We start from the raw sequence: 25,872 nt of genomic DNA, 5'->3' as shown, positions 1-25,872 counted from the left end.
GTGGCCGCCTTCGCTCGCACCATCGGCATCGTCTATTCGGGCGCGGAAACGCCCACTGCTAGCCTGAAGGGCTTGCGCGTCTATTTGGCCGATGGCGATGGGCTTCCGCTAGAAGTTCCGCCGCCGCCGAGTCCTCGGAAATACTGGACCCGTAAGGGCATCGCCGAATGGCTGGTGGAACGGCTTGCCGAAGACGTGCCGACGCTGGTCGGCATCGACCGCGGCTTTTCCTTTCCGCTGCGCTATTTCGAAACGCATGGGCTATTGCCCAACTGGGCGCGCTTCCGCGCGTTCACGCCCTCTTTGGCGCTGATAGTTGCTAGGTCCGACCCCGCATGAATACGGGGCCATCGACCTACCCAGGCGAGCTGGCGACGCCCGACCAAGTGAGACGCCTCGCCGATGAATATCGAAAGGCGGCTCACCACCTGTTGGGCTTGGGCCGCAAGGGAGAGCCGCTATCGCGGGCACCCTTCAGGTTTGCGGCGATTCACGCGGTCGAGCTGTATCTCAACGCCTTTCTACTGCAGCAAGGACAAGATGCCGCCTTAGTGCGGGGCCTTCAGCACAATCTCGCCGCCAGGACCGATCTCGCACTTCAAAAAGGGCTCGTCCTGCGCCAGCGTACGGTTGCTCACCTTCACTCGATGGCCACCAACCGCGAGTATCTCGTGATGCGTTATGGCCCGGAGACAACCGCCACGGCCTCGCAGGTGAACCGTCTGTCCGCGACGCTTGATGAGGTGGCGGCGAAAGTCACCACCGCAATACTGGTGACGAACTAACGTCCAGCCTTGCGATTCGAGTCTGTTTAGGTTATACTAAACGACATGAAAAGAGCCGCCAAACACGCACCCGCCGCCGATCCCGCCCGCAAGCAGGCGGTGATCTATGCGCGCGTCTCGTCGAAGGAGCAGGAGAAGGAAGGCTTCTCGATCCCGGCGCAGTTGAAGCTGCTCAAGGAATATGCGGCGGCGAACGGCTTCGCGGTGGCGCAGGAATACATCGACGTTGAAACCGCCAAGCAGACGGGCCGCGCCGCATTCGGCGAAATGGTCGCCTATCTCAAGGCGCACCCGTCGATCCGCGTAATGCTGGTCGAGAAGACCGACCGGCTCTATCGCAACCTCAAGGATTGGGTGACGGTCGATGAACTCGACGTGGAAATCCACTTCCCGAAAGAAGGGGTGGTGCTGTCGCGCGAGTCGCGTTCCTCGGAAAAGTTCATGCACGGCATCAAGGTGCTGATGGCGAAAAACTACATCGACAACCTGTCCGAGGAAGCCCGTAAGGGCATGCAGGAAAAGGCCGAGCAAGGCATCTGGCCGACCAAGACGCCGCTCGGCTACCGCAACATCACCGGCCCGGACGGAAAGAAGATCATCGCCGTCGATCCGACATTGTCGCCAATCGTGTCGCAGATGTTCGACTGGTATGCGCGCGGCGACATTTCGTTGAAGGAAGCGGCGCGCAAGGCCCATGCGGCGGGCCTCACCTATCCCAAAAGTGGCGCAAAGGTGCCGGTGAGCACGGTTCACACCATCCTGCGCAACCGGCTCTATACGGGCTGGTTCGAGTGGCACGGCAAGCTCATTCACGGCAAGCACGAGGCGCTGGTGCCGGTCGAGCTATGGGAACGGGTGCAGGGCGTGCTCGACGGCCGCTTCGCAAGCAAGGCCAAGCGCGGCAAACATGACTTCGCCTTTTCAGGGCTCATCGCCTGTCATGCCTGCGGTTGCGCGGTGGTTGGCGAGATCAAGAAGCAGCGCTACGTCTATTATCACTGCACCGGCTACGCGGATAAGTGCCAGGGCAACCCGGCATCCTGCCGCCGCAAGCATGTGCGCGAGGAAGCGCTCGAAGCGCAGTTTACCGAACTGCTCGGGCGGCTTCGCTTCGATGACGAGGTTCTGGAATGGGTGCGCGATGCGCTGCACGCCAGCCATGCCGACGAGCGCCGAGAGCACGAGGAGGCGGTCAAGCGCCATCAGGCCGAACACAAGCGGCTGAACGATCGCATTCACGCGATGTACGTCGATAAGCTCGACGGGCTGGTGGACACCGCGTTCTTCGAAAAAATGTCGAACCAGTGGCGCGAAGAGCAGAACCGCTGCCAGCGCGAGATCGAACGGCATCAAAACGCCGACAAATCCTATCTTTCCGAAGGCGTTGCGCTTCTGGACCTCGCCCGCAACGCTCAAAGGCTGTTTGAAAAGCAGCAACCGCGCGAAAAACGCCGCCTGCTGAACTTCGTGCTATCGAACTGCACTTGGGAGGATGGCGAAGTGGTCGCCACCTTCCGCGAGCCCTTTGACATGCTTGCGGAAACAACAACCGCCGCCGCCCGCATCGAGGCGGGCGAGGGAGCCATATCGGCGAAAACTGAGATTTGGCTCCCCGGGCTGGAGTCATACTACGCCTCGATCTATTTGGAAAAACGTCAGAAATCCGATAGTTGAGATCTGGATACCAACAAAGCTACCAACGACTGTTTGAGCTGGGGACGGCTTGACGCTAAAAGACGGTCGCGCAGCCGCCGTTAACGCTTCCTGTCCTCATCGCAGCGTTTCAAGAACCGCGTAGTTGGCGCGGGAGGCGTTCCATCGCTGCGTGCGGCAGCCTGCTCGTAAAGCAGGGACAGTTCATGCACATCTCGGTGGAGCCCGACGAGCTACTAACTTGGCTGGCACAGCCCGCTCCCGATTTGGATCAGTCAGCGACAATTCGAGTGCTTTGTCTCGCTTACGCACGCCAACAGCCTTTCGGCCGACTTGGGCTGCTGCTCAACATCAGCGATTCAGCAGCGGAATCTTCCTCTCCGAGATCTACGTGCTGTCGAAACGTTACGAGCCATAGGCTCTAGAAGCTGTGGATAGTCTCGGACGCGAGCAGAATAGAAGGCGGGCTATTCTGGACGATGCACCCAAGCTGCTCTACTAAAAATATTGTCGTAAAACACGGCATTTCGATTTTTTCTCCTGCGTAGGACGCGCTGGCAACCCGAAAGGGTCATCTATGCGCGTCACCCAGGCTCATTCTTCGGCCGAGCCAACCTCTTGCTCGGCGGATAAACAACCAACAATTCCCGTTCAAATCTCGAGCAGTCTCGAACGCCTCGCGTACGGAATTGCGGACGCCGCGCTCGTCTCTGGTATTTCGCGCTCGAAAATCTACGAGCTGCTCAACAGCGGTGTGCTGCCTTCGGTGAAAATCGGCGCGCGGCGACTCATCCGTGCGCGCGATCTTGCTGATCTGCTCGACCTCGGCTGCGGCTGACGGCACTCGACTCCATCATCATAGAGACATAGCCAGCCCGCCGTTGGGCCGAACCCTGGGAACATGACCGGGGGGAAGATTTGGAAGGGCATCCAAAAAAAGGGAAGAAGTTCCCAGGAGTGAGCAACGGCTTGCGCCGACTCACGGATAATCCCCAAGCTGGCAGATCGGCGAAGGGTGTTTCTGCGCCAGAGCAAGCGCGTGTAAAGGCCGACCGCCTGACCCCGGCCTTCCCATAAGGGTTGCGTCGATCTGCCTGTGACCGAGCCATACGCCGGCTCCGACGGTCATGGTTTCGCCGCCGAAGGCGAAGCTATGCCCAACCACCGCCTCACCAACGGTCATGGACCGGAGCAGACCGGAGCAGGTAGCTTCGAAACGAAGACGAACGAGTTGACGATCCCCGACGTGATTTTGTTTTTAGTAGCAGCCAGACGCCATACGTCGGCAGATCGATGACGGAAAATTGAAGCTCCGGCACTCCCGCGTAGATATTCCCTTATTGATACCAGCAGCCATGATACTTCCGGCCTCACCCACCGTACTGGAATGCCAGCCGCTCGGATGCCATATAGGAAATATGACCAAGACGCCCAAACGCCCGCGCGATCCGAATTAGCTTGCGAAGCTGATCATTGATCAGGCCAGGTCTAACGAAGCGGCCACGCCTTTAACGCAAGATCGGCAAGACGCTTCTGGCGCGCAACCACGTCCTCCGGAAGCCAGCGCGAATTTTCGCCGACCATCGAAGTTGTTTCATACGGCGATTGGCTTAATTGAGTTTGCTTGTCCGCGAACGACGAGCTTTTCAACGTCGAGTTTGCTTGCGCGGTGAGCAGAACCATGTTCCCAATTCGCTTCACGTAAGCCTTAACGTCATCAGCAGTCCACGATGGCCAGTTTGCTTCCGGCTTTTGAGGGCAGACGTGTTCCAAGGTAATAATGTTGGCATCGTCGTTCGGGATTAGCCAAGGTTCTGGCTCTTCCTTCGCTACGCGCTCTAGAGAGCGCAGATAATATCGAGCGAATTGCGCGTTCGATACCGTTGCGCTTTCGAACGCTTCTTTAAATTGCTGGTCGTTAGGTATGGATGGCGCGAGCGCGACAACGACGCCCTTACTATCCTTGATTTCCTCTTTCCAGATTTTCAGCGCAATGTCGCCTAATGGCTTCTCAACCGACTGAGTTGTGGTGCGTGATGCAATGATCAGCCGGACACCAATGGCCACAACCTTCTCGAAGGTCAGAGCGGCCTCATTCTTTGGCATCTTTTTCGCTGCCGCCAAAAGCAATGGCTTCAACGGCGCGATATCAAACAAATTCAAAACTTTGATGTTGTCGCGTATTTTGCTTGGGAATCCGCTCCAAACAGAACTTTCCGGGTTGGATAGCGCTACATAGTCGTTCGCCAGCGATTCCCATGTAGAAAGCAAAGCAATACTTGATTGCTGTCCTCTGGTAGTGCTTTGAATCTTGTCGTAAATGTTCTTCTGCTGAAGAAAGCCATTGGTTACTATAAGAGAATGACGAATGAAATTCATCATTATGTCTTCTTCGTCGAGCGCCTCCAGAGCGCCTTTCATGGAAGACCATGACTGTTGGGCGGTATCAATTCGAGGACCGGACTGCCCAAACACATAGTTTTTTATCAAATCAGACTGCGAAACCTTCAATCCACGATCGTTAAGAGTCTCAAACATTCTGAATGAGTTCGCTTCATTCGAAACGATAAGAAGAATAGCTTTCGTCTTATATTGAAAGTAATTTATCCACCCCTGAAAAGCCGTCCATTTCTCTTGTGACGGCAAAGGAGCTATTACCTTATTAAGGTGTGACTTAGCTAATTCATATGCCTGTTTGAGCAGTTGGTGGGACACACGGTTTTTTATATAACCCTCACCCACCTGACCAGTTACAATGAGGCTGTGAAATACGGATGTATCGGCGGTATTGAGGGATATATTCGGTCGCTCTTCGAGCGTACTCGTATCGATTGATGAGAGAAACCCATCGATAAGCTTGGTCAAATTAGGGTGTTGGCCCCCGACAATATTTCGCATGGCGGACAGGATCAACGCGGTTGTAGCTAGGCGCTGCTGCCCATCGGCTACCTCAAGCACATTATGAGGGCGCTTGATCGTCACCAGTGAGCCAAGAAAGTGCTGCGGCTCATCAGTTGAAATCGCAAGGGTGATGTCTTCCAACAGGTTTAGCACCTGGGACTCTCCCCATGCGTATTCACGCTGGTTTGGTGGGACGCGAAGGCGATGCCTTTTTAGAACATCGCCGATCCCGACCTGTTCAATTTCTATCGTGCTATCGTCACTAGCCATCGGCTTGCCCCAGCGGTTTGATAAATGGTGCGCGTAGCCCAGCCGTTTCGAGGTCGCGGATAGCAGCTAGCCGCAACCGCTCCCTTATCCATGCTGAGGTGGTTAGCCCCGCCAATTCTGCGGCCTGCTCGAAGCCCAGTTTCTCATCTGCGGTGAGCCGCAGCAAAATCGATTCACTCTTCATCACTCCCCATAGATATACATTCGATATGTAATTTGAAGGAAAGACCTTTACCGTATATCTAATAGATATATAACTGGCCCCGGGAACAAGGAAGATCGCGCCCGCATCCTTCACCTTCTCTGTGAGGGCATGAGCATTCGCGCGACACCCCTTGAGCGGAGCGAGCAAGAACACGGCGGCGAAGCTGCTCGTTGACGCTGGCAAGGCGTGCGCCGCCTATCACGCCGCCAATGTCCGCAACGTGAAGGCCGGTCGCATTCAGGTCGATGAGATTTGGAGTTTCACCTACGCCAAGCAAAGGAACGTCGCGACGGCGAAGGAAGCCCCAGAAGGCGCTGGCGATACATGGACGTGGACCGCGCTGGACGCCGATAGCAAGCTGATCGTCTCCTATCTCGTTGGCGGTCGCGATGCCGAATATGCGATGTGGTTTATGGACGATCTGGCGGCGCGTCTCGCCAACCGGGTCCAGCTTACCAGCGACGGCCACCGCGCCTATCTTGAAGCCTGTGGAAGGCGCGTTCGGCTGCGATGTGGACTATGTGCAGCTTGTGAAGAGTACGGCCCCACGCTTGGCTCACCGGGCCGCTACAGCCCCGCCGAATGGACCGGGAGCAAGAAAATCCGCCGCGAGGGCAACCCGGACATCGATTTCGTCTCGACCAGCTACGTCGAGCGCCAGAACCTTACGATGCGATTCATATGCGCCGCTTCACTCGCTTGACCAACGGCTTCTCAAAGAAGGTTGAGGAGGGGACGCCTGATGGCAGAGCATTGGTGGAGAGCATACAATAGCTCGATTGACCATCCGAAGCTCCTAAAGCTGTCAGATGCGATGCATCGTGCTTGGTACACGCTTCAGTGTGTAGCATCTGCAAATGGCGGCGTGCTGCCTCCTACAGACGACATTGCCGCGCGGTTACGAATGAAACCGTCCAAGGTGGCGGAGTGGATAACTAGTCTCGTTAAGGCTGGGTTGATTGACAACGACGGGGGGCTCGTTCCGCCCGCACAATTGGGACACCCGGCAATATAAAACCGATAAGTCTGACCCCACCGCCGCGGCGCGAACCAAGAGGTACCGTGACGCCAAGCGTGACGGTAGGCGTGACGGCGAGCCGCTCGTTAGCGATCAAGCGATCAAGCTGGCCGATGAGCTCATGGTGATCGCCGGCCACGATCTTCGCTTCGTGCCGCCCGGCTGGTGCGGTGCGGCCATGCGGGTCCAGACGTGGCTCGCGGACGGATGGTTCAGCGAAATCATTATCGCTGCAACGTCGGCTGCCGCGCGGAGGAAGCGCGGGACGTCAGCAAACAGCGTCCAGTTTTTTGAAAGGCCGTTGCGGAGGAGGTTGCGCCAAGCGGCGCCGCTCCCGCGGGTCGCAATTCGTCAACCAGAAACTCTCATGGTGACTGCAAATGGGGATCAGGAATCGTCGTTCATGCCGCCGACCGACCCGAACTGTGAGTGCACCAGCGCGCAACACTGGCTTGCCTCCATGCCGCGGCAAGGGGTGATGGAGGGGCGAATAGTCTCGCATAACCTCACCGTTGATTGAGGTGGTTATAGTTACGCACAAGGCATCCTTCAATTAGGCTCGATTTGTAACCAATCGTGACTAGTCATCTTGTGATCCCGCCGCGAACTAGTTACGCATAATGCATGGCGAAGAAGCGGCCCGCTCTAGAAAATTCCAAGCGCGACAGACGAGCGGACAATCCCGGCCGCCCACCGCGCTACAATCCCGACATCCACCCGAAAGCCGCAAAAGTGCTGTGCGCCAAGGGCGCGACGATTGCCGAGCTCGCCGCCGCGTTCAATGTTGCGATCAGCACGATATGGCTTTGGAAGACCAGCCATTCCGAATTTTTCGAGTCGTGTCGGCTAGGTCTTGAATCAGCGACCGATCGTGTCGAGCGTAGCATGTTCGAGCGTGCCGTTGGTTACACGCACGAAAGTACCAAGATCTTCCTGCCGGCCGGCGCGAGCAAGCCGGTCTATGCGCCGTACCTCGAACACGTGCCGCCCGATCCTCGCGCCGGAGAGTTTTGGCTGACGAACCGCGCGCCGGATCGCTGGAAGCACAAGCAGAAGATCGAGCAAAACGAGGCTACCGACAGTCCGCTTCGATTGCTCGCCGAGCAAATTTCCGGACACGCCATTCGCCCGCGCCTTCCAGAGCCCAAGGTTATCGATCACACCGAGTCGAGCATGGTCCGTCCGCAGCAGCCGCAGAGCGTAACCGGCGTAACCACTGGCGAGCCGGTTACGCGCGCCGCGGTGGTTACGCACCCCGTCCAGGACGATGACGATCGCCCGCGCGCACCGCGCATTCACACGATTTCACGTGAAGCTTACGAGGACTATGATGATGAAGAGTGACGCGACGTGACTTCTCAATCTCAAGAGCCACGTTGCGTTTCGCCATTCTGAGATCGTCATCGCCAATCGCGACTCGAAGATCTAGGTCCAGGAACGTGCAACTCCACGGTTCCCCGACTTTCATTGATGCCGTTCAAAATGCAGATAGCTGGTTCTTTTCTGGTGCCTCCCAGGCCGCACCCGAACTCGGGCGTTGTGATCTCGGCAGTGCAGTTCTGCTTACCGTCGTGAGGTGGGATGCTTAGACAGCCCGGCCTCCATGAGAGCGCAGAAATTAGGACATCGCCCTCGCGGCTGGACAAGGGCCGCTTCTAACGATGCTCAGCGAAGCCGCAAGCAACCGGCGCCGGCGGGCGCGTCACCGATAGACTGGAGTCATCGATGCTTGATAGGGCTGTCATTAGCCTCACTGTGTCCGAGGGGTTGCTTCTCCTTCGTCAGGGCAGTGATTAAAGCGAGCGGCGGCCGTGTCGGGTGGGACGCACGAATATACTGAGCACGGATGAACCGCCCCCTCGTCTTGGATCGGCCTTTGCCATCCGTTTATGTCAGATCCGCGCCGTCCGCAGCCGTAGAGCGTTGCCAACCACGCTGACTGAGGACAGCGCCATCGCCGCCGCCGCCACAATCGGCGAGAGCAGGAGACCGAAGGTCGGATAGAGCACGCCAGCCGCGATCGGAATGCCCGCGGCGTTGTAGGCAAAGGCGAAGAACAGATTCTGCCTGATGTTCCTCATGGTCGCGCGCGATAGCCGCCGCGCCCGAACGATGCCAGTGAGATCACCCTTTAGCAGCGTGACGCCGGCACTCTCCATCGCGACGTCGGTCCCTGTACCCATCGCGATCCCGACCTCGGCAGCAGCCAGCGCCGGAGCATCGTTCACGCCGTCCCCGGCCATCGCCACGATCCGACCTTGCTTCTGCAGCCGCGCGACAACCGCGCTCTTTTGCTCGGGCAAAACTTCGGCTTCCACGTCGGCAATGCCTAGTTGCCGCGCCACCGCCAGGGCGGTGGTGCGGTTGTCACCTGTGAGCATGATCACCTTCACGCCGTCGGAAGCCAGGTCGCGCAGGGCCTCCGGAGTTGAGCTCTTGACCGGATCGGCAATTGCCATGATGCCCGCGAGCTGGCGGTTCACCGCCATGTTGATGACGGTGGCACCTTCCCCGCGTTGACGTTCCGCCTCGGCTTCCATAACGGAGGTGTCAACTCCCTGAGAGCGTAAGAAGCTGGCGTTGCCGAGCAGCACTTTCTTGCCCTCGACCGTCCCGAGCGCACCTTTACCCACGGGCGAGTCGAAGTCCTGGACGTCGGCGGCCTGGATGCCCCGATCCTTGGACTCGTTCACGATTGCGTCGCCGAGCGGATGTTCGCTGGCGCGTTCAACGCTGGCAGCGAGCCGCAGCACCTCGGACTCGGTGTAATCCGGGACGGCTTTTACGGCGACAACCTTCGGCCTGCCTTCGGTCAGCGTGCCGGTCTTGTCGATGACAAGGGTATCGATGCGCTCCAGACGCTCCAGCGCTTCGGCGTTCTTGATAAGCACGCCGGCGTGGGCCCCGCGTCCCACGCCGACCATGATTGACATGGGGGTGGCCAAACCAAGGGCGCAGGGGCAGGCGATGATGAGGACGCTGACGGCAGCGACGAGACCGAAGGCGAAGCGCGGCTCAGGACCGTACGCCGCCCAAATCGCGAAGGCCGCGACCGCGACCACGATGACCGCCGGCACGAACCAGCTAGCGACCTGATCCGCCAGACGCTGAATTGGCGCTCTGGACCGTTGCGCCTGCGCGACCATCTGTACGATCTGGGACAGCATGGTGTCGCCGCCGACCTTCTCGGCGCGCATGAGGAAGCCACCGGACCGATTGAGAGTGCCAGCGATCACCTTGCCGCCGACCTCCTTGCTGACCGGCATAGATTCGCCCGTCACCATGGACTCATCGAGCGACGAGCGCCCCTCGGCGATTTCGCCGTCAACTGGCACCTTTTCGCCTGGCCGAACGCGAAGCCGATCACCGACCTGCAGGGCTGCAATCTCCACCTCTTCGTCAGTCCCGTCGGCCCGGATCCGGCGGGCCGTCTTGGGCGCGAGGTCTAGCAGCGCTTTGATCGCGCCCGACGTCGCCTCTCGCGCCCTGAGTTCGAGCACTTGGCCAAGGAGGACCAGTACGGTGATCACCGCGGCCGCCTCAAAGTAAACGGCAACGGCGCCGTCATGGGCCCTGAAAGTGGCCGGGAAGACACCGGGCGCGACGGTGGCGACGATGCTGTAGACCCAGGCGACTCCGGTGCCCATTGCGATCAGCGTGAACATGTTCAGGTTGCGGGTCATCAACGATTGCCAGCCGCGAACGAAGAACGGCCAGCCTGCCCAAATCACCACAGGCGTCGCCAGAACCAACTGAACCCAGTTCGAAACCGTTTGGTCGATCCAACCGTGGCCGCCCACCAGGTGACCGCCCATCTCCAAGATCACGACGGGTACGGAGAAGGCGAGGCCGACCCAAAAGCGGCGGGTCATGTCGATCAGCTCCGGATTGGGGCCGGTCTCCGCCGTCGCAAGCTCGGGTTCGAGCCCCATGCCGCAGATCGGGCAATTGCCAGGTCCGACTTGTCGGATCTGAGGGTGCATCGGACAGGTATAGATGGTGCCCTCCGGCACGTGTGCGGCCGGTTGTTGCTGCGGGTTTCCGTTGAGGTACCTGGCCGGATCAGCTTCGAATTTCGTACGGCAGCGTTCCGAACAGAAAAAGTAAGTTTGTCCGCCGTGCTCGAGCTTGTAGCGAGCGGTCGCAGGTTCGACCTTCATGCCGCAGACCGGATCAACCACGCTCGCTGCGGCATGATCGTGGTGATGAGTATGCTCGGCATCGTCGTGCCCGGCCGAATGCGAATGCCCGCAGCGGCTTCCACGAGCCTCTTCGGATTTGTTGTGCTGCTCGTCCATCTGCGACTCCATATCATCTCTTGCGGAATGTACCCTGTGGGGGTATATATGAGCCATGAGGAACGACATCAAGGCTTCGTGCCAGAAACGCTTGAACCGCATCGAAGGCCAAGTTCGTGGCCTTGCGAAAATGGTTAATGAGGACCGGTACTGCATCGATATCGTCACGCAGATCTCGGCGGTCCGTGCCGCCCTCAGGCGGGTTGAAGAAGAGATCCTTAAGGATCACGTGGCCCATTGCGTGGAACACGCCATCAACAGCGGCGACAAAGCCGATCAGCGCCGCAAGATCGCCGAACTGATGGACGTGGTAGGTCGGGTGGATAGGTAACGATGGCGGTGGTCACAAATGCTTGAGCGGATCAAAGACTGCGGTCCTCGCCTAAATATGCTACTCAAGCTCGGTCGGCCCCTGAAAGGTAAGTAGTCGATGCGGCTCGTCCGCACCATCGTTGCACTCGCGATCGCCATCTCGCTGGCAATACTGCCGCTCGGCGCATCGGCAGCCGTCGGTCACCCGATGTCGTCGAACAACCTGCAGAATGCCATGCACATGGCAGATCACGCCGACATGTCGATGGACGATTGCTGTTCGGACAACATGCAGGGAACGATGTCGCACAAGGACGGCAAGTGCGGGCTGGGTTTCTGCTGCATTGGCGGAGCCTTCGCGATCGGCGACGTTCGTGCTGGTGCACTCGCACTTTTCGCTGTCGCCGCGGCAGAGATCGCCATTCCCGTCGATCAGGTCCTGTCCTCCTGCGGCGGCAGTCCTCCCTTCCGACCTCCTCGAAGCTGATCTCGCAAAATCCGCGCGCGCACGCTTGCTCGCGCAGACGACTGACGTGCGGGCTCTAGAAGCGCCACGGCGGGAGATCAATTATGAGGACAAGACCATGCTTTCCAAATTCACGACCGCGGCTGTTGCCGCCACCCTTTCACTTGCCGCTTCTGCCGCCATAGCAGGCGCCGGCGACTACTCTTTCGAGCCGGTCAAACCGGAGATGAAGAAGGGCGACGACGTCACGCTCGCCGTCCGCCTGACCAATAAGCAGACTAGCAAGCCGGTGTCGGACGCAGTCATCTTCAAGACCCGCGTCGATATGGCTCCCGACGGTATGGCGGAGATGGAGTCGCCGGTCGCACCGCTGCCCTGGAAGGAGCCGGGGGTCTACGCCTTCAAGACGGACCTGCCGATGGCCGGCCGATATCAGGTGACGCTCTCCGCGAAGGTGCAGGGCGAGTCGGAGACCGTCACCGGCAAGGTGATTGTCAAGGCGACCAAGTGAGCCTCTGGGCGCCGCTCGACGGCGCCCGCAGTCCTCTTTCCGATTCACATAATGCGCGCCAGGCGCGCTGGATAACGCCATGAACACGCAGCGTCTTCTGACGGCACTCGCACTGACCGGCGGTCTCGCCTTCGGCAGCTTCTGGTACTGGGCCGGCGAACACTGGTCCGTATACGCGACCACCGCGGCGGCCACGGACCGAACTCCGCTCTATTATCGCGATCCTGACGGGGTGCCGCTCTGGTCGGCAGGTCCTAAGAAGAATGACGGCGGGCGGGACTACCTGCCGGTCTACGACGACGACAAGGCTATCCTAGACCCCATCAAGCCGAAGCAGCAGGTGGATACGTCGCGAAAGGTTATGTACTACCGCAATCCCATGGGCCTGCCGGATACGTCCCCAGTACCGAAGAAGGATTCGATGGGGATGGACTACGTTGCCGTCTACGAAGGCGATAACACCGACGACGGCAGCATCAAACTATCGCCCGGCAAGATCCAGCGCACGGGAGTGAAGTCGGAGCCTGCCGAACGGCTCCCGATCCGTGTCTCAATCAAGGCTCCCGGCACAATCCAGCTCGACGAACGCCGTGTCTCCGTGATCGCGATGCGCGCCGAAAGCTTCGTACAAAAGGTCGCCGACGTGACCACCGGCACCCTCGTGAAGGCGGGGCAGCCGCTGATGGAGATCTACAGTTCGGCGGTTGCCTCCGCGGCGGCAGATTATCTGGCGACGATCACCTCAGATACGGTGGGCCGCGTAGAGAGGTATAGGAACGGGTCGCGGCAACGGCTGACAAACCTTGCCGTGCCAGAGCAGGTCATCTCCGAAATTGACAAGTCCCATGTTGCGCCAGTGACCGTGCGCTGGTCGTCGCCACGGGACGGCATCGTGCTGGAGCGCAACGCCATCGAGGGGATGCGGGCCAATCCGGGCGACGTGCTGTTCCGGATCGCTGACATCTCGGCGGTCTGGGCTTTGGTCGATGTTGCCGAACGGGATCTCGGCAGCATCGAGGTCGGCCAGCCGGTTTCGATACGCGCCCGCAGCTTCTCGGGCCGAACCTTCTCGGGAAAGATCTCTGTCATCTATCCTCAGGTGAACCGCGACACCCGCACGGCCCGCGTCCGGATCGAGCTGGACAACCCGGACTTCGCGCTGCTGCCCGACATGTACATCGATGCCGACATCGACACCGCGGATGGTGCGCCGGTGCTGGCGGTGCCGGAGAACTCCGTGCTTGATACCGGCAGCCGCCAGGCCGTTCTGGTCGATAAGGGCGAGGGGCGTTTCGAACCGCGGGCAGTGAAGGTCGGCCGTCGCGGCGGCGGCTTCATCGAGATCAGAGACGGCCTTGCCGCGGGCGAGGCGGTAGTCACCTCGGCCAACTTCCTGATCGACGCGGAAAGCAATCTGAAGGCCGCGCTCAAAGGTTTCGCTGAGGCGACGCAGCAGCCATCGAACGGCGCGTCAGGTTACGCGATGGGAGATCATAAATGATTGCCCGCATCATCGCCTGGTCGGCCCGCAACCTGGTGCTGGTGCTGTTCGGCACTGGTTTCGCGGCAGCCGCCGGCCTGTATGCACTTGTTCATCTTCCGCTGGACGCAATCCCCGATCTCTCCGACACGCAGGTCATCGTCTACACTGAGTACCCCGGCCAGGCGCCTCAAGTCATTGAGGACCAGGTCACGTACCCTCTGACGACGGCCATGCTGACGGTGCCGAAGTCCAAGGTGGTGCGCGGCTTCTCTTTCTTCGGCGTGTCGTTCGTTTACGTGATCTTCGAGGACGGCACTGATATCTACTGGGCGCGGTCGCGCGTCATGGAGTTTCTGAACGGCGCCGCCTCGAGACTTCCGGCAGGCATCACGCCGACGATCGGCCCCGATGCGACCGGCGTCGGCTGGGTGTACCAGTACGCCGTCATGTCCAAGGAATTGAACCTGGCGGACACGCGCACCATTCAGGACTGGAACCTGAAGTTCGCGCTGGCTAAGGCGGAAGGCGTGGCCGAGGTCGCCAGCATCGGCGGCTTCGTCAAGCAGTACAACGTCGTCCTTGACCCGCAGCGGATGCGCGATCGCGGCATCAGCTTGCAGAAGATCCGCGACGCAATCCGTTCTAGCAACGCCGACGTCGGCGGCCGCACCGTCGAGCTCTCGGAGTTCGAGTACGTGATCCGCGGCCGGGGGTACATTAAGAACATCAACGATCTCGGCAACATCGTGCTGAAGACAAGCAACGGCACACCCGTGCTGCTGCGGGACGTAGCCCATGTCGAGCTCGGCCCGGACGAGCGGCGGGGCATCGCCGAACTCAATGGCGAGGGCGAGGTCGCGAGCGGCATCGTGCTGCAGCGCTTTGGCGTCAACGCTCTCGACGTGATCGAGAACGTCAAGAAGCGCTTTAAGGAGATCGCGAGCAGTCTACCGAAGTCCGTCGAGATCGTGCCGGTCTACGATCGATCGAACCTGATCTACTCCGCCATCGACACGCTCAAGCATACGCTGTTCGAAGAAAGCATCGTCGTCGCGCTGGTCTGCATCGTGTTTCTGCTGCATGTCCGCAGCGCACTGGTCGCGATCCTCATGCTGCCGGTCGGCGTGCTGATGGCATTCGGCGCCATGAAGCTGTTGGGGCTAGGATCCAATATCATGAGCCTCGGCGGCATCGCGATCGCTATTGGTGCAATGGTGGACGCCGCCATCGTCATGATCGAGAACGCCCATAAGCACCTCGAACGGGCCGAGCCCGAGCAATCGCGGGTCCAGGTCCTGATCGACGCGGCGTCCGAGGTAGGGCCGGCACTGTTCTTCAGCCTCTTGATCATCACTGTGTCGTTCATGCCAATTTTCACTCTAGAATCGCAGGAAGGTCGGCTGTTCAGCCCGCTCGCGTTCACCAAGACGTTCGCAATGGCCGCCGCGGCCCTGCTGTCAGTGACCCTGGTGCCGGCGCTGATGGTGATCTTCGTCCGCGGCAGGATCGTTCCGGAGCATAGGAATTTCATCAACCGCTTCCTGATCTGGATCTACCGGCCCGTGATCAAGGCCGTGCTGCGGGCGAAGACCATGGTGATCCTGGCGGCTGTAGCGGTACTGGCCATCACGATCTGGCCAGCACGGCAGCTCGGCACCGAATTCATGCCGACGCTCAACGAGGGCACGCTGCTGTACATGCCGACCACTTTGCCCGGCATCTCTATCACCAAAGCGGCCGAACTAATGCAGACGCAGGATCGGATCATCAAGTCATTCCCGGAGGTCGCCTCGGTCTATGGAAAGGCAGGACGCGCCGCGACCGCGACGGATCCGGCGCCGACCGAGATGTTCGAGACGGTGGTCAACCTGAAGCCGAAACAGCAGTGGCGACCCGGCGTGACCCTCGACGGCCTGGTCTCCGAGATGGACAAGGCGCTGCAATTCCCCGGCGTCTCGAATGCTTGGACAATGCCGATCAAGGCCCGCATCGACATGCTATCCACCGGCATCCGCACGCCGGTCGGCATCAAGGTTATGGGCACAGATCTGGTCGAGATAGACCGCCTAGCCAAGCAGATCGAGAGCGTCATCAAAACTGTGGCCGGCACATCGTCGGCCTACGCCGAACGGGGCATCGGCGGGTACTATCTCGAAATCATCCCGGACCGCGAGGCACTTGCCCGTTACGGGATCCTGGTCCAGGACGTCCAGGACACCATCGCGGCCGCCCTTGGTGGGCAGACGGTGACCACGACTGTGGAGGGCCGGCAGCGCTTCACGGTGAACATGCGCTACCCGCGCGATCTCAGGGACAATCCAAAAGCTATCGCTACCGACATCCTGGTGCCGATGCCCGCAGGCGGCGCCGTGCCGCTCGGCGAAGTCGCCAAGGTTGAGCCGGCGCGGGGACCGACGTCAATCCGAACCGAGAACGGACAGCTCGCGACCTACATATACCTCGACGTCCGTGATCGGGACCTGGGCAGCTATGTCGCCGACGCTCAGCGCGCCGTTACCGAGAACATCCAGTTTCCCGCCGGTTACTATGTGGTCTGGAGCGGTCAATACGAATATCTGCAGAGGGCTGCCGCTCGCTTAAAGATCGTGATCCCCGTCACGCTCGCGGTCATCTTCCTGCTGCTGTACCTAAACTTTGGGGCAATGACTGAGACCCTTATCGTCATGCTCTCGCTGCCCTTTGCTCTGGTCGGCGGACTTTGGATGATGTGGTTGCTCGGCTTCAATTTGTCCGTCGCCGTCGCCGTGGGCTTTATCGCGCTCGCTGGCGTCGCGGCCGAGACGGGCGTCGTGATGCTTATTTACCTCGATCAAGCCCTTGCCGAGATGAAGGCTAGGCGCGACGCCGAGGGCCGAATGTTGACTCGGCAAGATCTCCACGATGCCATCATGTCGGGCGCTGTCGAGCGTGTTCGCCCCAAGATGATGACGGTGGTTGCCATCATGGCGGGCCTTCTGCCTATCATGTGGAGCAGCGGCACCGGATCGGAGATAATGCAGCACATCGCGGCGCCGATGATCGGCGGGATGACCTCATCGACGCTCCTCACCCTCATCGTGATTCCGGCGATCTTCGGTCTCGCGAAGGGGCGCGGACTGCCCCGCCACGGCAAGGCCGCCGACACGCTGTCGAATGGTACTCCCCAAAACCTACCAAAGGCGGCATGAGTGGGGAACCGAATGAAAACAGATGACCACATGAACAGACATGCGACCAAAGGACTTGCCATGAACATGGCGGTCTTTTTTGCGGAGTGAATCTGACGCGATAGGCCGCCGCAGTTCTACGATAGCCTGAATATAAATGGTGTGAACGCAAAGCGTCCGTGCTATATTTGCCGGCAAAACCGACATGGAGTAAGTGATGAAAAACGCAGTTTCGGTAGCTACCCTTGTCGCCGGTTTGGCTTTTGGCTCGGCTTCCGCTTCGTTCGCTGGCAACGTCGATGCTGGTGCTAGTCCACGAAGCGGCGTGCCCACGGTCGGCGAGCAGGGCGCCAACACCGCCAGGGGAGTACACAGTGGTCCTCATTCTCATCCACAAAGCGGCTTACCGACCGACGCGGAAGGCAGCCGCATGAAACAGGATCCCACATCAAAGAATCGAAGGAAGAAAAACGAGCACTAAGAGAACTTATTCGACGTTGATCAACTAGTCATGGTGAATCGCAGCGCGACAGTTGTCACCTATTCAGGTCACTGATGCGCCCAGCTATTCCGTTGGCTGGAGCTGCCATTATTTATTTTGACCGGCGTGTCTCAAAGCGTTGGAGCGGGCCCTTGGTGCCGGACAGGTAAGCAAAGTTGATTGCCCCCCGTCGCAGCGCTCCGGCTTTGTCCTCGACCCAAATAATACGGACCGGATTGAGCAAAGGCCGTGGCGCTTGGCCAGCCGTGAAGCGCCTCGCCTCCCAGAAACGCCCGAGCGACTCGGCGCTTAACACAAGGCTTAGAAATCGGCGTCTCAGCATGGGCTTCTCCGAAAGCCCGGCCACTCGGGGGCGCTGCAGATGTGGTTCAGGAGTATGAAGCCCCTACCGCCGCGGGCATTGCGTGATCGATCTACTACGATGTGCCTGCGGCGCGCACTGGCCGATGCCGAGGGAACACGTGCGGGCTTCGGTCTCCTTTTCGAGCAGCTCTGTGCGGTGTCGCCCGGATTGGCGCTTGTTAGCCACCTAGCTGGAAGTTCCGAGTGCTGAACGGCGCTAGATGCGTTCCACGATCCGACACCCAAGTTGCCTGAGAAACTCGCCCGGAAACACGACGTTCGGGCCGTCAGCCGGCGCTCCTCACGTGACCTCGGTCGCCCTCGCGGAGGCCACCTTCACATCTTAATGTCACTACGCCTACGCGGTCTTAAAAAAATGTGCCTCGCTCCGCACCGCTTCGACACGCCATTCGCCCGCGCCTTCCAGAGCCGAAGGTTATCGATCACACCGACGTCGAGCCTAGCGATCCGTCCGCAGAAGCCGCAGAGCGTAAACCAATGCCGAGCCGGTTACGCGCGCCGCGGTGGTTACGTACCCCGTCCAGGACGACGACGATCGCCCACGCGCACCGCGCATCCACACGATTTCACGTGAGTCTTTCGAAGACTATGATGTTGAAGAGTGAAGCTCAACGTGACTAGGCCAACCACAAGAACCAGTTGCGTTGCTTGGGCAGCCGCGCCGTTCTAGCTGGAAGCCATGCCTGTCAGATGTGCTTCTGATCGCTTCTACATTTCGGAAGCAAATTTAAAAGGTCCAATAATCATAACTCACTGTGATCGCAAAAATCGTCGAGCAAGAGAAACAAGGCGCCCTGAAAAAAATACGCGCGTTGTCAATTTTGGGCGCACAAAAGTTTCTCGTCTATGACGAAAACGCCTGAATTTTCCCTACGCCTTGTCGTCACGTGTCTTCGGACCGTAAATATCGCGGCGTCTATCTCGGAGCTTTCGGACCTATAAACACCGAGTATTCAACCGGCGATCCGTTGGGGCTGCTGTCCGACAGGACCAGAAATTTCAGGTTCGACTTATCCTGACTGATATAAAGTATCGCTTCGGGCTTTCCCAAAGAGCCGTCGATCGCGGCAACCGGATTCGGAATTTCTTCGGGCTTTTCCGGATCAAATAGAAAAACTTGCGACCCGATTGCCTGGTCAAGTGTCGGTCCGCTCAGAATAAGAAGCCGTCCATCCGGAAGAGCCGCCAGATCCCTTATCCCTGCATGTGATCCGAGTGACACCAGCATCGGTTCCTTAAAGGGTCCTGCGAGCCGCTCCTTTCCGTCCTTGAAAAGGTTCTCCACGTTCGCGACGACGATCACAGCTTTGCCACCGATGAGCGGAGCCCGCAAACCGACATACATGCGCGAACCGTGCACTGCGATGCCTTCGATGTTCAGGCCCGAAGCGTCGCTGTCACCGTTCTGCTCCTTCAGAGCGTGAGTGAAGAAGGGCACGAGATCGCCGCGATTCAACACATCGGAAAGTCGGTAGGTGGTATCGACCGTTGCCACGTCTCCCGAGTTCGTCATGGCGACTCTCGCGAGAAGGAAGCTGGAGATGCGGAATTTCCCTTTTTTGCGCGAACAACCGTGCGATGCGGCGACGTAGAACACCTTTTTGGCGCTGTCCGCTGCCACGGCTTCACCGTCGAGATCGTCGAAGGAATCCCCGCCTGCCGGGCATTTGTTTTCGCCGGGCGGCGATCCGAGAGCAGAAGCTTGAGTGCTTTTCGTTAACAGCTTGAACCTGGCAGTCGGCGAGATGCCGTCACTCCCAAAGCGCGCGAGTTGCCCCTCCCTGTCTTCGTCGTTAATCAATAGGCAAATCGGCGACGGCCCGAGACCGTTCAGGCACGCGATGCCGCTGATATCCTCCGCCGGGTTGCCATCGTCGTCGAGGATCTGGGATAGCACGGGTATCTTTCTGGTTTGAACCTCGGCCATCGAAGTCGAGGCAAACTCCAATGACAGCGTGAGCGCGAGGCAAATTCTCGAAATCGTTATCATAGCCGCACCTATCCGTTGTAGCGCGTACGCCCGTACTGATTACTGATGCGCAGCCAGGTCTACACGACCAGCCATGCGTCATCAGCTTTTGATCCGAATGTGCCGCCAGGCCACGGTGCTTCCAGCATAGACCTGCAAGCCGATAAACCCAGGCGATGCGCCGCGGGGGCCGTCGGTGTTGTGGAAGGATGTCGTTTGCTTGCGCTCGCCAGTCTGGGTATTGGTGAGAAACACCGTGTAGTCATTGTTTTTTACAATCACTTCGTACTCGAACCAGACAGCAGGGGTGAGGGTCGGGCCGGGGGTGAAGGTTTGCCATTGCGGTTCACCGGGGTCGTCCGCCGGAATATTATAGATCGCCCCGGTCCGATGTTTCCGCAGACCGGAAGGTCGCGCGTTATCATCAATCTGCACTTCGAACCCGGTGATTACGGGTTTCCACGCAAAGTTACCGCGATCAAAGAATGGTTCACGTGCGATCCGACCCTCCGCATCGTCAATGGTCAAGTCGAAGGTTGGACGCGGAAACCGCACGAAGACGCCGCTGTTGTGGTTCGTAGAGTCAAAGATCTTGAACTGGAGCCGCAGCGTGAAATCGCCAAACTGCTCTGTAGCATAATAGAAGAGCCGTAAGCCCCCAGTTCCGTAGCTGACCATCTCACCATTAAGGTGAAGCATTCCCCCGCCCACCGGCCCCGCTAGGCGCCAACGCCCGAAGGTCGCTGCCGTGCCGTCGAAGAGAGCTCGCCAGGGCAATGGCTTGCCGGCCGCTGCTGCCGCCTGATTGTCAGCAAGCTCGTCAGGAGCGAAAGTAAACGGCGCCGGCTTTGGCAAGACGTCGCCGTTGAGTAGATCGCCCGTGCGCTTTGCAAGCGCAACGCCGGTCAGCATCGGGTTCGGCGAGCCAACGCTTGGGAAAAGCGCAGGACCGGCTACGTAGCAGTTTGTGGTGTCGTGAATACGTCCGAAATCGTTGGTGACCGCATCGGCGATGTCATCGCCCATGCGCATCGTTCCGGCATCGTGGTGCGTTGTGCCGAGGTCATCGCGGCGTGTATCGTCAAAAGGTGCCTGATTTGCGGCGCGCTTGATGACCTTTCCACTCCCTTTGTCGGTAAGCACCTCGTAAGGCTCACCGTTGGCAAAGATAAGGGCAATTTTGTCGGCGACCGCATCCATTTCTGCCCATGTCGTCCGGTCGTTTTGGGTCTGTGTGCTGCCGAGAAAGACGCCGGGATCGGCTTTGGCATTGCCAAGGTGAACCACGGCCTTTGGCCGATCGAAGTCGAGTTCAGGCGTGTTGATGTCAATGAAGCTGTCAGGATTGCGGGGGGTCATGTCGCCGATACCGCGAATCGTAATGACGACGGAGTTATCGGTGGCGCGGAGCATGGCCTGGAGGTGTTCGAGCGTGGGAATTTTCTTGAAGAGCTCCGCCTCGGATTCGATGCCCAGCTCATTGAGGCCCGAAGCGGTGATTTGAAAATGAAACGTACGTCCATTGGACGCTTTGCCTTTAACCAGGAGCGCTGAACATTGCAGACTCGGAATCAAGGTCTGGGGCAGGTTGGACTCAATGGATTTTCTAGGGATGCGGATTGTTAAATTCGAGCGCAAATGGGCAACCAGGTTCGTACCCATGCGCTGTGCTGCACGACCTGCTAACGACTGCTGGAAACTAGTAAGGGCTAGGCGAGTAGTCTCGACGGTGCCGAGGGCGATCACGACCGCGCTTTGTCCGCCGTCGCGCGGCTGCGCCAGGGGAATAACGACCGAGGCTCCATTTTGCCATACCCGCACACCCGTTATCCGGACCCAATTGTCGGCCTGAGTCTCGGTCACGAGGTCTTGCACGTGACAGTTCGGAACAATCATAATCCGCTTGCGCCCATCGCCGACGGCGTCGATGCCATCAGCCTCGGTGCCAGCGAGCCGAACAGAGCGAATTAGGCCGGGGACGGCGCTGTATTTGTTGGTCGGAAACTGACCCGGCAGGGTCGTCGAGGACACAGCTAGCGGAGCTTCCAGTTTAAAAAGCTCCTGCAACTCGGCCAACGGCGTTGCGTCCGTGGCGGGCAAACCGAGCCACTCTCGAAGCATCGCCGCTGTGAGGGATGGTTCACCGGGATCAGGATAGCGCACGGCCGGATGATCGAGAAGATCTGCAAACGTAAATCCTGTTTCGTTGCCGGGCTGCTTGAGCCCAGCATGAAGTTGGCTACGGAGTGCGACATGAAGCGGCCCATAGATGAAGTCGTTGGTTTCCTTTACCCCAATCTGCCGGCTGGCTTTGGCGAAATAGCCCCCAGCCGGATTAGCCGGAGGTACAGGGCGTAGCGCTTCGCGGACCGACTGTGGCCAGGTGGTCCATTCCTCGTCGAGCAATTCCGGCGACCAACCGCCCCACGTCAATGATCGCCCGCCAATTGCATATATCAATCCGCCGTATGTGAGCGATGAGTGATTCACCCACGGCACACGGAAGTTCGGCGCGCCCCCCTGAAATGGCATGTTCTGGACGTGCTCGGGCAGCACGAAAGGTCCGGCCTCGAGCACGAGGATTCGGCGGCTGCGCGTTGTATCGTTGACGAAAAGATGCTCTGCCATGACGGAGCCAAACGTGCCGCCGCCGATGATGATGACGTCGAAGTCGCGCTTTCGTCCTGCGATGACCTGGCCTGTGCTGGCAAAAGCCTCTTGCAAGGTATTGCAGAGGAAACGGCCCTGATGATCCAGGCTGAAGCTCGTTGTCTGGGCGAGCGTGTCTTTCGCTCCTTCGAACAGCTCTTTGATCATGATGGATTCCTTCCGTGTATGTCAGCCTTGTTGCGCGGCATGAGCAAATAGCAGCTCCGCGACGGCTCTAAAGCGAAGCCCGCGTCCATGAGAGCCAAGGCCACGCTCTAAACGCTGATCGCGATACTAGTTTGCCCTCCTCGCAGTTTTATCGATAGCGGATCGAAGACCTTGCGCGAGCTTGATCGCGTCGTCGTTCGCCCAGAAATGCACGAAGTAGAGTCGCGGTTGTTCTTCCAGCATGTGGCTATGGATCGCAGTTACCTCGATGCCACCCGAGCGCAATGCCTTGACCACCGGATTCACCTCGTCGCCCGTCAGGACGAAATCGCCGGTGATTGCTGCCTTACCGCCGCCGGTTGGCTGGAAGTTGATCCCGGTGGCCAAGCCCATTGGCCCCGCGGGGGCGATCGCCATCCCCTCCATCGTAATTTCCTCACGGCGGGCGACGCCGATCTGATAGACGCCAGCATTGGCATGTCCCTTCGCACCGATGATCTGGTCGATCTGAGCAGTGTCGAGATCGAGGGGAGAGGTTGCGGCGGCGGTAGTCGGTGTGGCGAGTGGGGTTTTACTCTGGGCGAGAGCGTCGTGGAGGGTGGAGGCCAACTTCACCGCGTCTCCATGTCCCCCGACATGCAGATAGAAAGTCGCGGGGGTTGCTCGGAGCAGGTGATTGTGAATCGCTGTGACTTCGAGGCCACCCTCGATGAGCTTCGACATCACTGGATTGATCTCGGTGTCGAGGAGGACGAGATCGCCCATGACCATAGTGCCACCGTGATCGGGTTTGAACGCAAGCCAGCCACCGAGTGCAAGGGCAGGTGCGATCGAAACCCCATCGAGGGTTACCTTAAGATCGTTTCTCGGAAAACCGTAACGATGAACGTCGCCGGATACGGCTGGCTTGCGGCCGAGCGTCGAATCCACCGTTTGCCAGTCAATGTCTTGGGCATTAGCTAATGTGGTTGAGACAAGGATAAGGCCACCAAGAAAAGCCGAAAATAGTGCGCGCATGTTCATCTCCATTTGAAAGGGAAATCCTGTTTTCAGACCCTGATCCGTATTGCGCCTCTTTGTTTTGGTCATCACCTCAACACCCCAGCGAGATGGAGACCGATGCCGACGGCACAACAGGCGCCAAGCGTCGGTATCATGCCGATCTTGAATCGGAAGATCGCAATCCGCGGCCGCGGCTGATAGTCCGAGCGCCCATGGATCGACGCTCGCCAGTTCGGCGCGTCGAAATTCACCAGAAATCCGTGAACCGGAATGGTCTCCCGAAAGATGGTGTGGATCGCGAACCAGACGGCAAGATTGAGAACCACCCCCACAACTGCAGCTATGATGGCGGAGAGTGCGGACGCCAGCGTCTTATTTCCTCGAATGACTTCGATGAATGGGGCGCCGAGGAAGATCCAAAGGAAGAATGGGGTGAACGTGACGCACGTGGCAAGCAATCCGCCTAGTGTCCCCGCTAGCATGGGCGATAGCGTGCCGGGATCACGATAGGCCGCCATGAATCCTACGAATTGCAGGACCATGATGAGGGGACCAGGAGTGGTTTCCGCCATGCCGAGGCCGTCCAGCATTTCGCCTGGCTTCAACCAGCCATAGTGATCGACGGCCTGCTGGGCGACATAAGCAAGCACGGCATAGGCGCCGCCGAACGTAACCATTGCCATCTTGCTGAAGAACACGGCGATCTGGCTGAAGACATTCTCGGATCCAAGCCATGCGAGCAGCACAATCACGGGAATGAGCCAAAGCACCAAACAGATTGCGGCTACGCGCAGAAAGCGGGGGAGGGTGGGTCGGGTATGTTCCGGCTGACTTTCGCCGAGCAGGCTGTCAACGAGGGCGGTGTTGCCTGTGTCGTTGTTTGATCCGTGGTCAGCCGTAACCTCGAATGCTTTGATTTCCAAGGCAGCGCCGAGAAACCCAATCAACGCTGCGCCAAAAACGATAATAGGAAATGGCACGTTGAAGAAGAAGATGCTGACGAACGCCACTGCCGCGAGCGCCTTCATGACGCGGTTCTTTAGGGACCGCTTGCCGATCCGCATCATGGCTTCGAGGACGATCGCCAGAACGGCGGCTTTCAATCCTAAGAACAGTGCTACGATGATTGGAATGTTGCCGAATGCAGCGTAGACGTAACTCAGTGCCATGATCGAAATGATGCCGGGGACGACGAAAAGGCCGCCTGCCAGCAAGCCTCCCACAGTCCGGTGCATCAGCCAGCCGACATAGGTCGCAAGTTGTTGTGCTTCCGGGCCCGGCAGCAACATGCAGTAGCTCAACGCATGGAGAAATCGATCCTCGGAAATCCATCGCTTCTCTTCGACGAGCACGCGATGCATGACGGCGATTTGCCCGGCGGGTCCACCGAAACTGAGTAGAGCTATGCGGATCCAAACAGGAATCGCCTGAGTGAGGGACACGCCATGCTTCGGCAGAGTGCGAGGTTTTCCAATGGTCGTTAACGCCGTCATGGACTTTCTCCACAATGATGTCCAAACCTAAGGCGTTGTTTCTGGCCCTCGAGACGACACCAATTGTACAGCGCTTGGTAGATGACGAGGCCGCGTCTCGACACGTCGTGGTCGCTGGGAGAGTTGGCTCCAAGCCCCGGGAACTCGAGAAGCACATTACATTTGGGTACGGTGACGCCCATGACACGCAGGGTTGAAACTCTTTGCCCATCGCTATGGAGCAACGGGTGAAAATTTGGCGGCCGTCCGGAAATTCGTCTCGCCATTGCTCGACGCTTTCCGAAGATCGGCGAAGAGCGAAACTTCGTGCCCCGGGTGAACCTGCAAAATCGGAACCGCCCGAAGCCAACAACAATTGGCTCGGCATCCGAACAGGGCAATAAGTGATGGGATAGGGAGAGCTTTCTTCCGTCCACGCGCAACCCCCTCGATAAATCGAGCGCCGCGCAGAGCTTGGACGGAAACCGTCTGATCGGGGAGTCTGCCTATCCCCTGGAGCGAGACTAGATCATAGTCACGCTTGGATTCAAGACCAGCTCGCCCGATCGTACAAATATTTCAGTGCTCTCTGTCGGAGTCTTTTTGGAGCCTAGCTAGCGGTGGCCTTATTTGAAGATGCCCGCGTAGGCAGGACAAAAAACAGCTCCGTATGCAAAG

Annotated in this window: 19 protein-coding genes and 2 pseudogenes; 14 read left to right on the top strand and 7 right to left on the bottom strand. The window is 58.9% G+C overall.

From position 1 onward, the window contains the following. From B2M20_RS10270 to B2M20_RS10255, 4 genes are all read left to right on the top strand, one after another. Complete coding sequence (locus tag B2M20_RS10270) at positions 1-339, top strand: hypothetical protein (RefSeq protein ID WP_201789016.1); 339 nt, start codon at positions 1-3, stop codon at positions 337-339. Next, positions 336-785 carry a hypothetical protein gene (locus B2M20_RS10265; RefSeq protein ID WP_079446931.1) on the top strand — a complete coding sequence of 150 codons (450 nt, stop codon included), beginning with the start codon at positions 336-338 and terminating at the stop codon, positions 783-785. The genes B2M20_RS10270 and B2M20_RS10265 overlap by 4 nt, the downstream gene beginning before the upstream one ends. Before the next feature lie 45 nt (positions 786-830). Then, positions 831-2,459 carry a recombinase family protein gene (locus B2M20_RS10260; protein ID WP_173815975.1) on the top strand — a complete coding sequence of 543 codons (1,629 nt, stop codon included), beginning with the start codon at positions 831-833 and terminating at the stop codon, positions 2,457-2,459. Between the two features lie 556 nt (positions 2,460-3,015). After that, complete coding sequence (locus B2M20_RS10255) at positions 3,016-3,276, top strand: helix-turn-helix domain-containing protein (RefSeq protein ID WP_079446930.1); 261 nt, start codon at positions 3,016-3,018, stop codon at positions 3,274-3,276. A 650-nt stretch (positions 3,277-3,926) separates the two neighbouring features. Here the strand turns inward: B2M20_RS10255 and B2M20_RS10245 are convergent. Together B2M20_RS10245 and B2M20_RS18750 are read right to left on the bottom strand one after the other, a co-directional pair. Then, positions 3,927-5,609, bottom strand: coding sequence for a DUF262 domain-containing protein (locus B2M20_RS10245; protein ID WP_079446928.1), 1,683 nt, complete (start codon positions 5,607-5,609; stop codon positions 3,927-3,929). Then, complete coding sequence (locus B2M20_RS18750) at positions 5,602-5,793, bottom strand: plasmid mobilization protein (protein WP_087881153.1); 192 nt, start codon at positions 5,791-5,793, stop codon at positions 5,602-5,604. Before B2M20_RS18750 ends, B2M20_RS10245 begins: the two co-directional genes overlap by 8 nt. 129 nt (positions 5,794-5,922) lie before the next feature. Here B2M20_RS18750 and B2M20_RS10235 point away from each other — a divergent pair. From B2M20_RS10235 to B2M20_RS10225, 3 genes and pseudogenes are all read left to right on the top strand, one after another. Then, a pseudogene (locus B2M20_RS10235) lies at positions 5,923-6,543 on the top strand (IS1 family transposase); the annotation flags it as partial. Positions 6,544-6,953: 410 nt separating this feature from the next. Beyond that, the gene (locus B2M20_RS10230) at positions 6,954-7,352 is read left to right on the top strand and encodes a hypothetical protein (protein ID WP_139372879.1); all 399 of its coding nucleotides are present in this window, start codon (positions 6,954-6,956) and stop codon (positions 7,350-7,352) included. A 104-nt stretch (positions 7,353-7,456) separates the two neighbouring features. Beyond that, on the top strand, positions 7,457-8,176 hold the full coding sequence (locus tag B2M20_RS10225) for a hypothetical protein (protein WP_079446924.1): 720 nt from the start codon (positions 7,457-7,459) through the stop codon (positions 8,174-8,176). Positions 8,177-8,724: 548 nt separating this feature from the next. On the opposite strand, the gene B2M20_RS10220 is transcribed toward B2M20_RS10225, so the two are convergent. Then, positions 8,725-11,130 (bottom strand): heavy metal translocating P-type ATPase, encoded by a 2,406-nt coding sequence (locus B2M20_RS10220; RefSeq protein ID WP_079447040.1) that lies wholly within the window; start codon positions 11,128-11,130, stop codon positions 8,725-8,727. Positions 11,131-11,185: 55 nt separating this feature from the next. Here B2M20_RS10220 and B2M20_RS10215 point away from each other — a divergent pair, with 55 nt between their 5' ends. From B2M20_RS10215 to B2M20_RS19085, 6 genes are all read left to right on the top strand, one after another. After that, complete coding sequence (locus B2M20_RS10215) at positions 11,186-11,461, top strand: metal-sensitive transcriptional regulator (protein WP_079446923.1); 276 nt, start codon at positions 11,186-11,188, stop codon at positions 11,459-11,461. A gap of 99 nt (positions 11,462-11,560) precedes the next feature. Then, positions 11,561-11,929 (top strand): hypothetical protein, encoded by a 369-nt coding sequence (locus B2M20_RS10210; RefSeq protein WP_079446922.1) that lies wholly within the window; start codon positions 11,561-11,563, stop codon positions 11,927-11,929. Between the two features lie 97 nt (positions 11,930-12,026). Further along, positions 12,027-12,419 (top strand): FixH family protein, encoded by a 393-nt coding sequence (locus tag B2M20_RS10205; RefSeq protein ID WP_079447039.1) that lies wholly within the window; start codon positions 12,027-12,029, stop codon positions 12,417-12,419. A 79-nt stretch (positions 12,420-12,498) separates the two neighbouring features. Further along, complete coding sequence (locus tag B2M20_RS10200) at positions 12,499-13,920, top strand: efflux RND transporter periplasmic adaptor subunit (protein ID WP_079446921.1); 1,422 nt, start codon at positions 12,499-12,501, stop codon at positions 13,918-13,920. Next, entirely contained in the window at positions 13,917-17,090 is a 3,174-nt protein-coding gene (locus B2M20_RS10195; protein WP_079446920.1) for an efflux RND transporter permease subunit, read from the top strand. The genes B2M20_RS10200 and B2M20_RS10195 overlap by 4 nt, the downstream gene beginning before the upstream one ends. A 196-nt stretch (positions 17,091-17,286) precedes the next feature. Continuing rightward, complete coding sequence (locus B2M20_RS19085; RefSeq protein ID WP_139372878.1) at positions 17,287-17,550, top strand: hypothetical protein; 264 nt, start codon at positions 17,287-17,289, stop codon at positions 17,548-17,550. A gap of 1,300 nt (positions 17,551-18,850) precedes the next feature. Here B2M20_RS19085 and B2M20_RS10185 read toward each other — a convergent pair. Both B2M20_RS10185 and B2M20_RS10180 read right to left on the bottom strand, forming a co-directional pair. Continuing rightward, positions 18,851-19,924 carry a DUF3616 domain-containing protein gene (locus B2M20_RS10185; protein WP_079446918.1) on the bottom strand — a complete coding sequence of 358 codons (1,074 nt, stop codon included), beginning with the start codon at positions 19,922-19,924 and terminating at the stop codon, positions 18,851-18,853. A gap of 81 nt (positions 19,925-20,005) precedes the next feature. After that, complete coding sequence (locus B2M20_RS10180; RefSeq protein ID WP_158081526.1) at positions 20,006-22,309, bottom strand: 3-keto-alpha-glucoside-1,2-lyase-like domain-containing protein; 2,304 nt, start codon at positions 22,307-22,309, stop codon at positions 20,006-20,008. Between the two features lie 75 nt (positions 22,310-22,384). On the opposite strand from B2M20_RS10180, the gene B2M20_RS19520 reads away from it, so the two are divergent. Beyond that, the gene (locus B2M20_RS19520) at positions 22,385-22,771 is read left to right on the top strand and encodes a hypothetical protein (RefSeq protein ID WP_158081525.1); all 387 of its coding nucleotides are present in this window, start codon (positions 22,385-22,387) and stop codon (positions 22,769-22,771) included. A 75-nt stretch (positions 22,772-22,846) separates the two neighbouring features. Here B2M20_RS19520 and B2M20_RS10175 read toward each other — a convergent pair whose 3' ends face one another. Together B2M20_RS10175 and chrA are read right to left on the bottom strand one after the other, a co-directional pair. Next, the gene (locus tag B2M20_RS10175) at positions 22,847-23,737 is read right to left on the bottom strand and encodes a DUF1259 domain-containing protein (protein WP_079447038.1); all 891 of its coding nucleotides are present in this window, start codon (positions 23,735-23,737) and stop codon (positions 22,847-22,849) included. Between the two features lie 71 nt (positions 23,738-23,808). Further along, positions 23,809-25,215: pseudogene (chrA, locus tag B2M20_RS10170) on the bottom strand (chromate efflux transporter). Positions 25,216-25,872: the final 657 nt, after the last annotated feature.

It is taken from the genome of Nitrobacter vulgaris, from assembly GCF_002028545.1.
In the GTDB taxonomy this organism is placed as follows: Bacteria; Pseudomonadota; Alphaproteobacteria; order Rhizobiales; family Xanthobacteraceae; genus Nitrobacter; species Nitrobacter vulgaris.
Note: the sequence above shows the minus strand (reverse complement) of the source record. Positions and strands in the feature narration are given on the sequence as shown.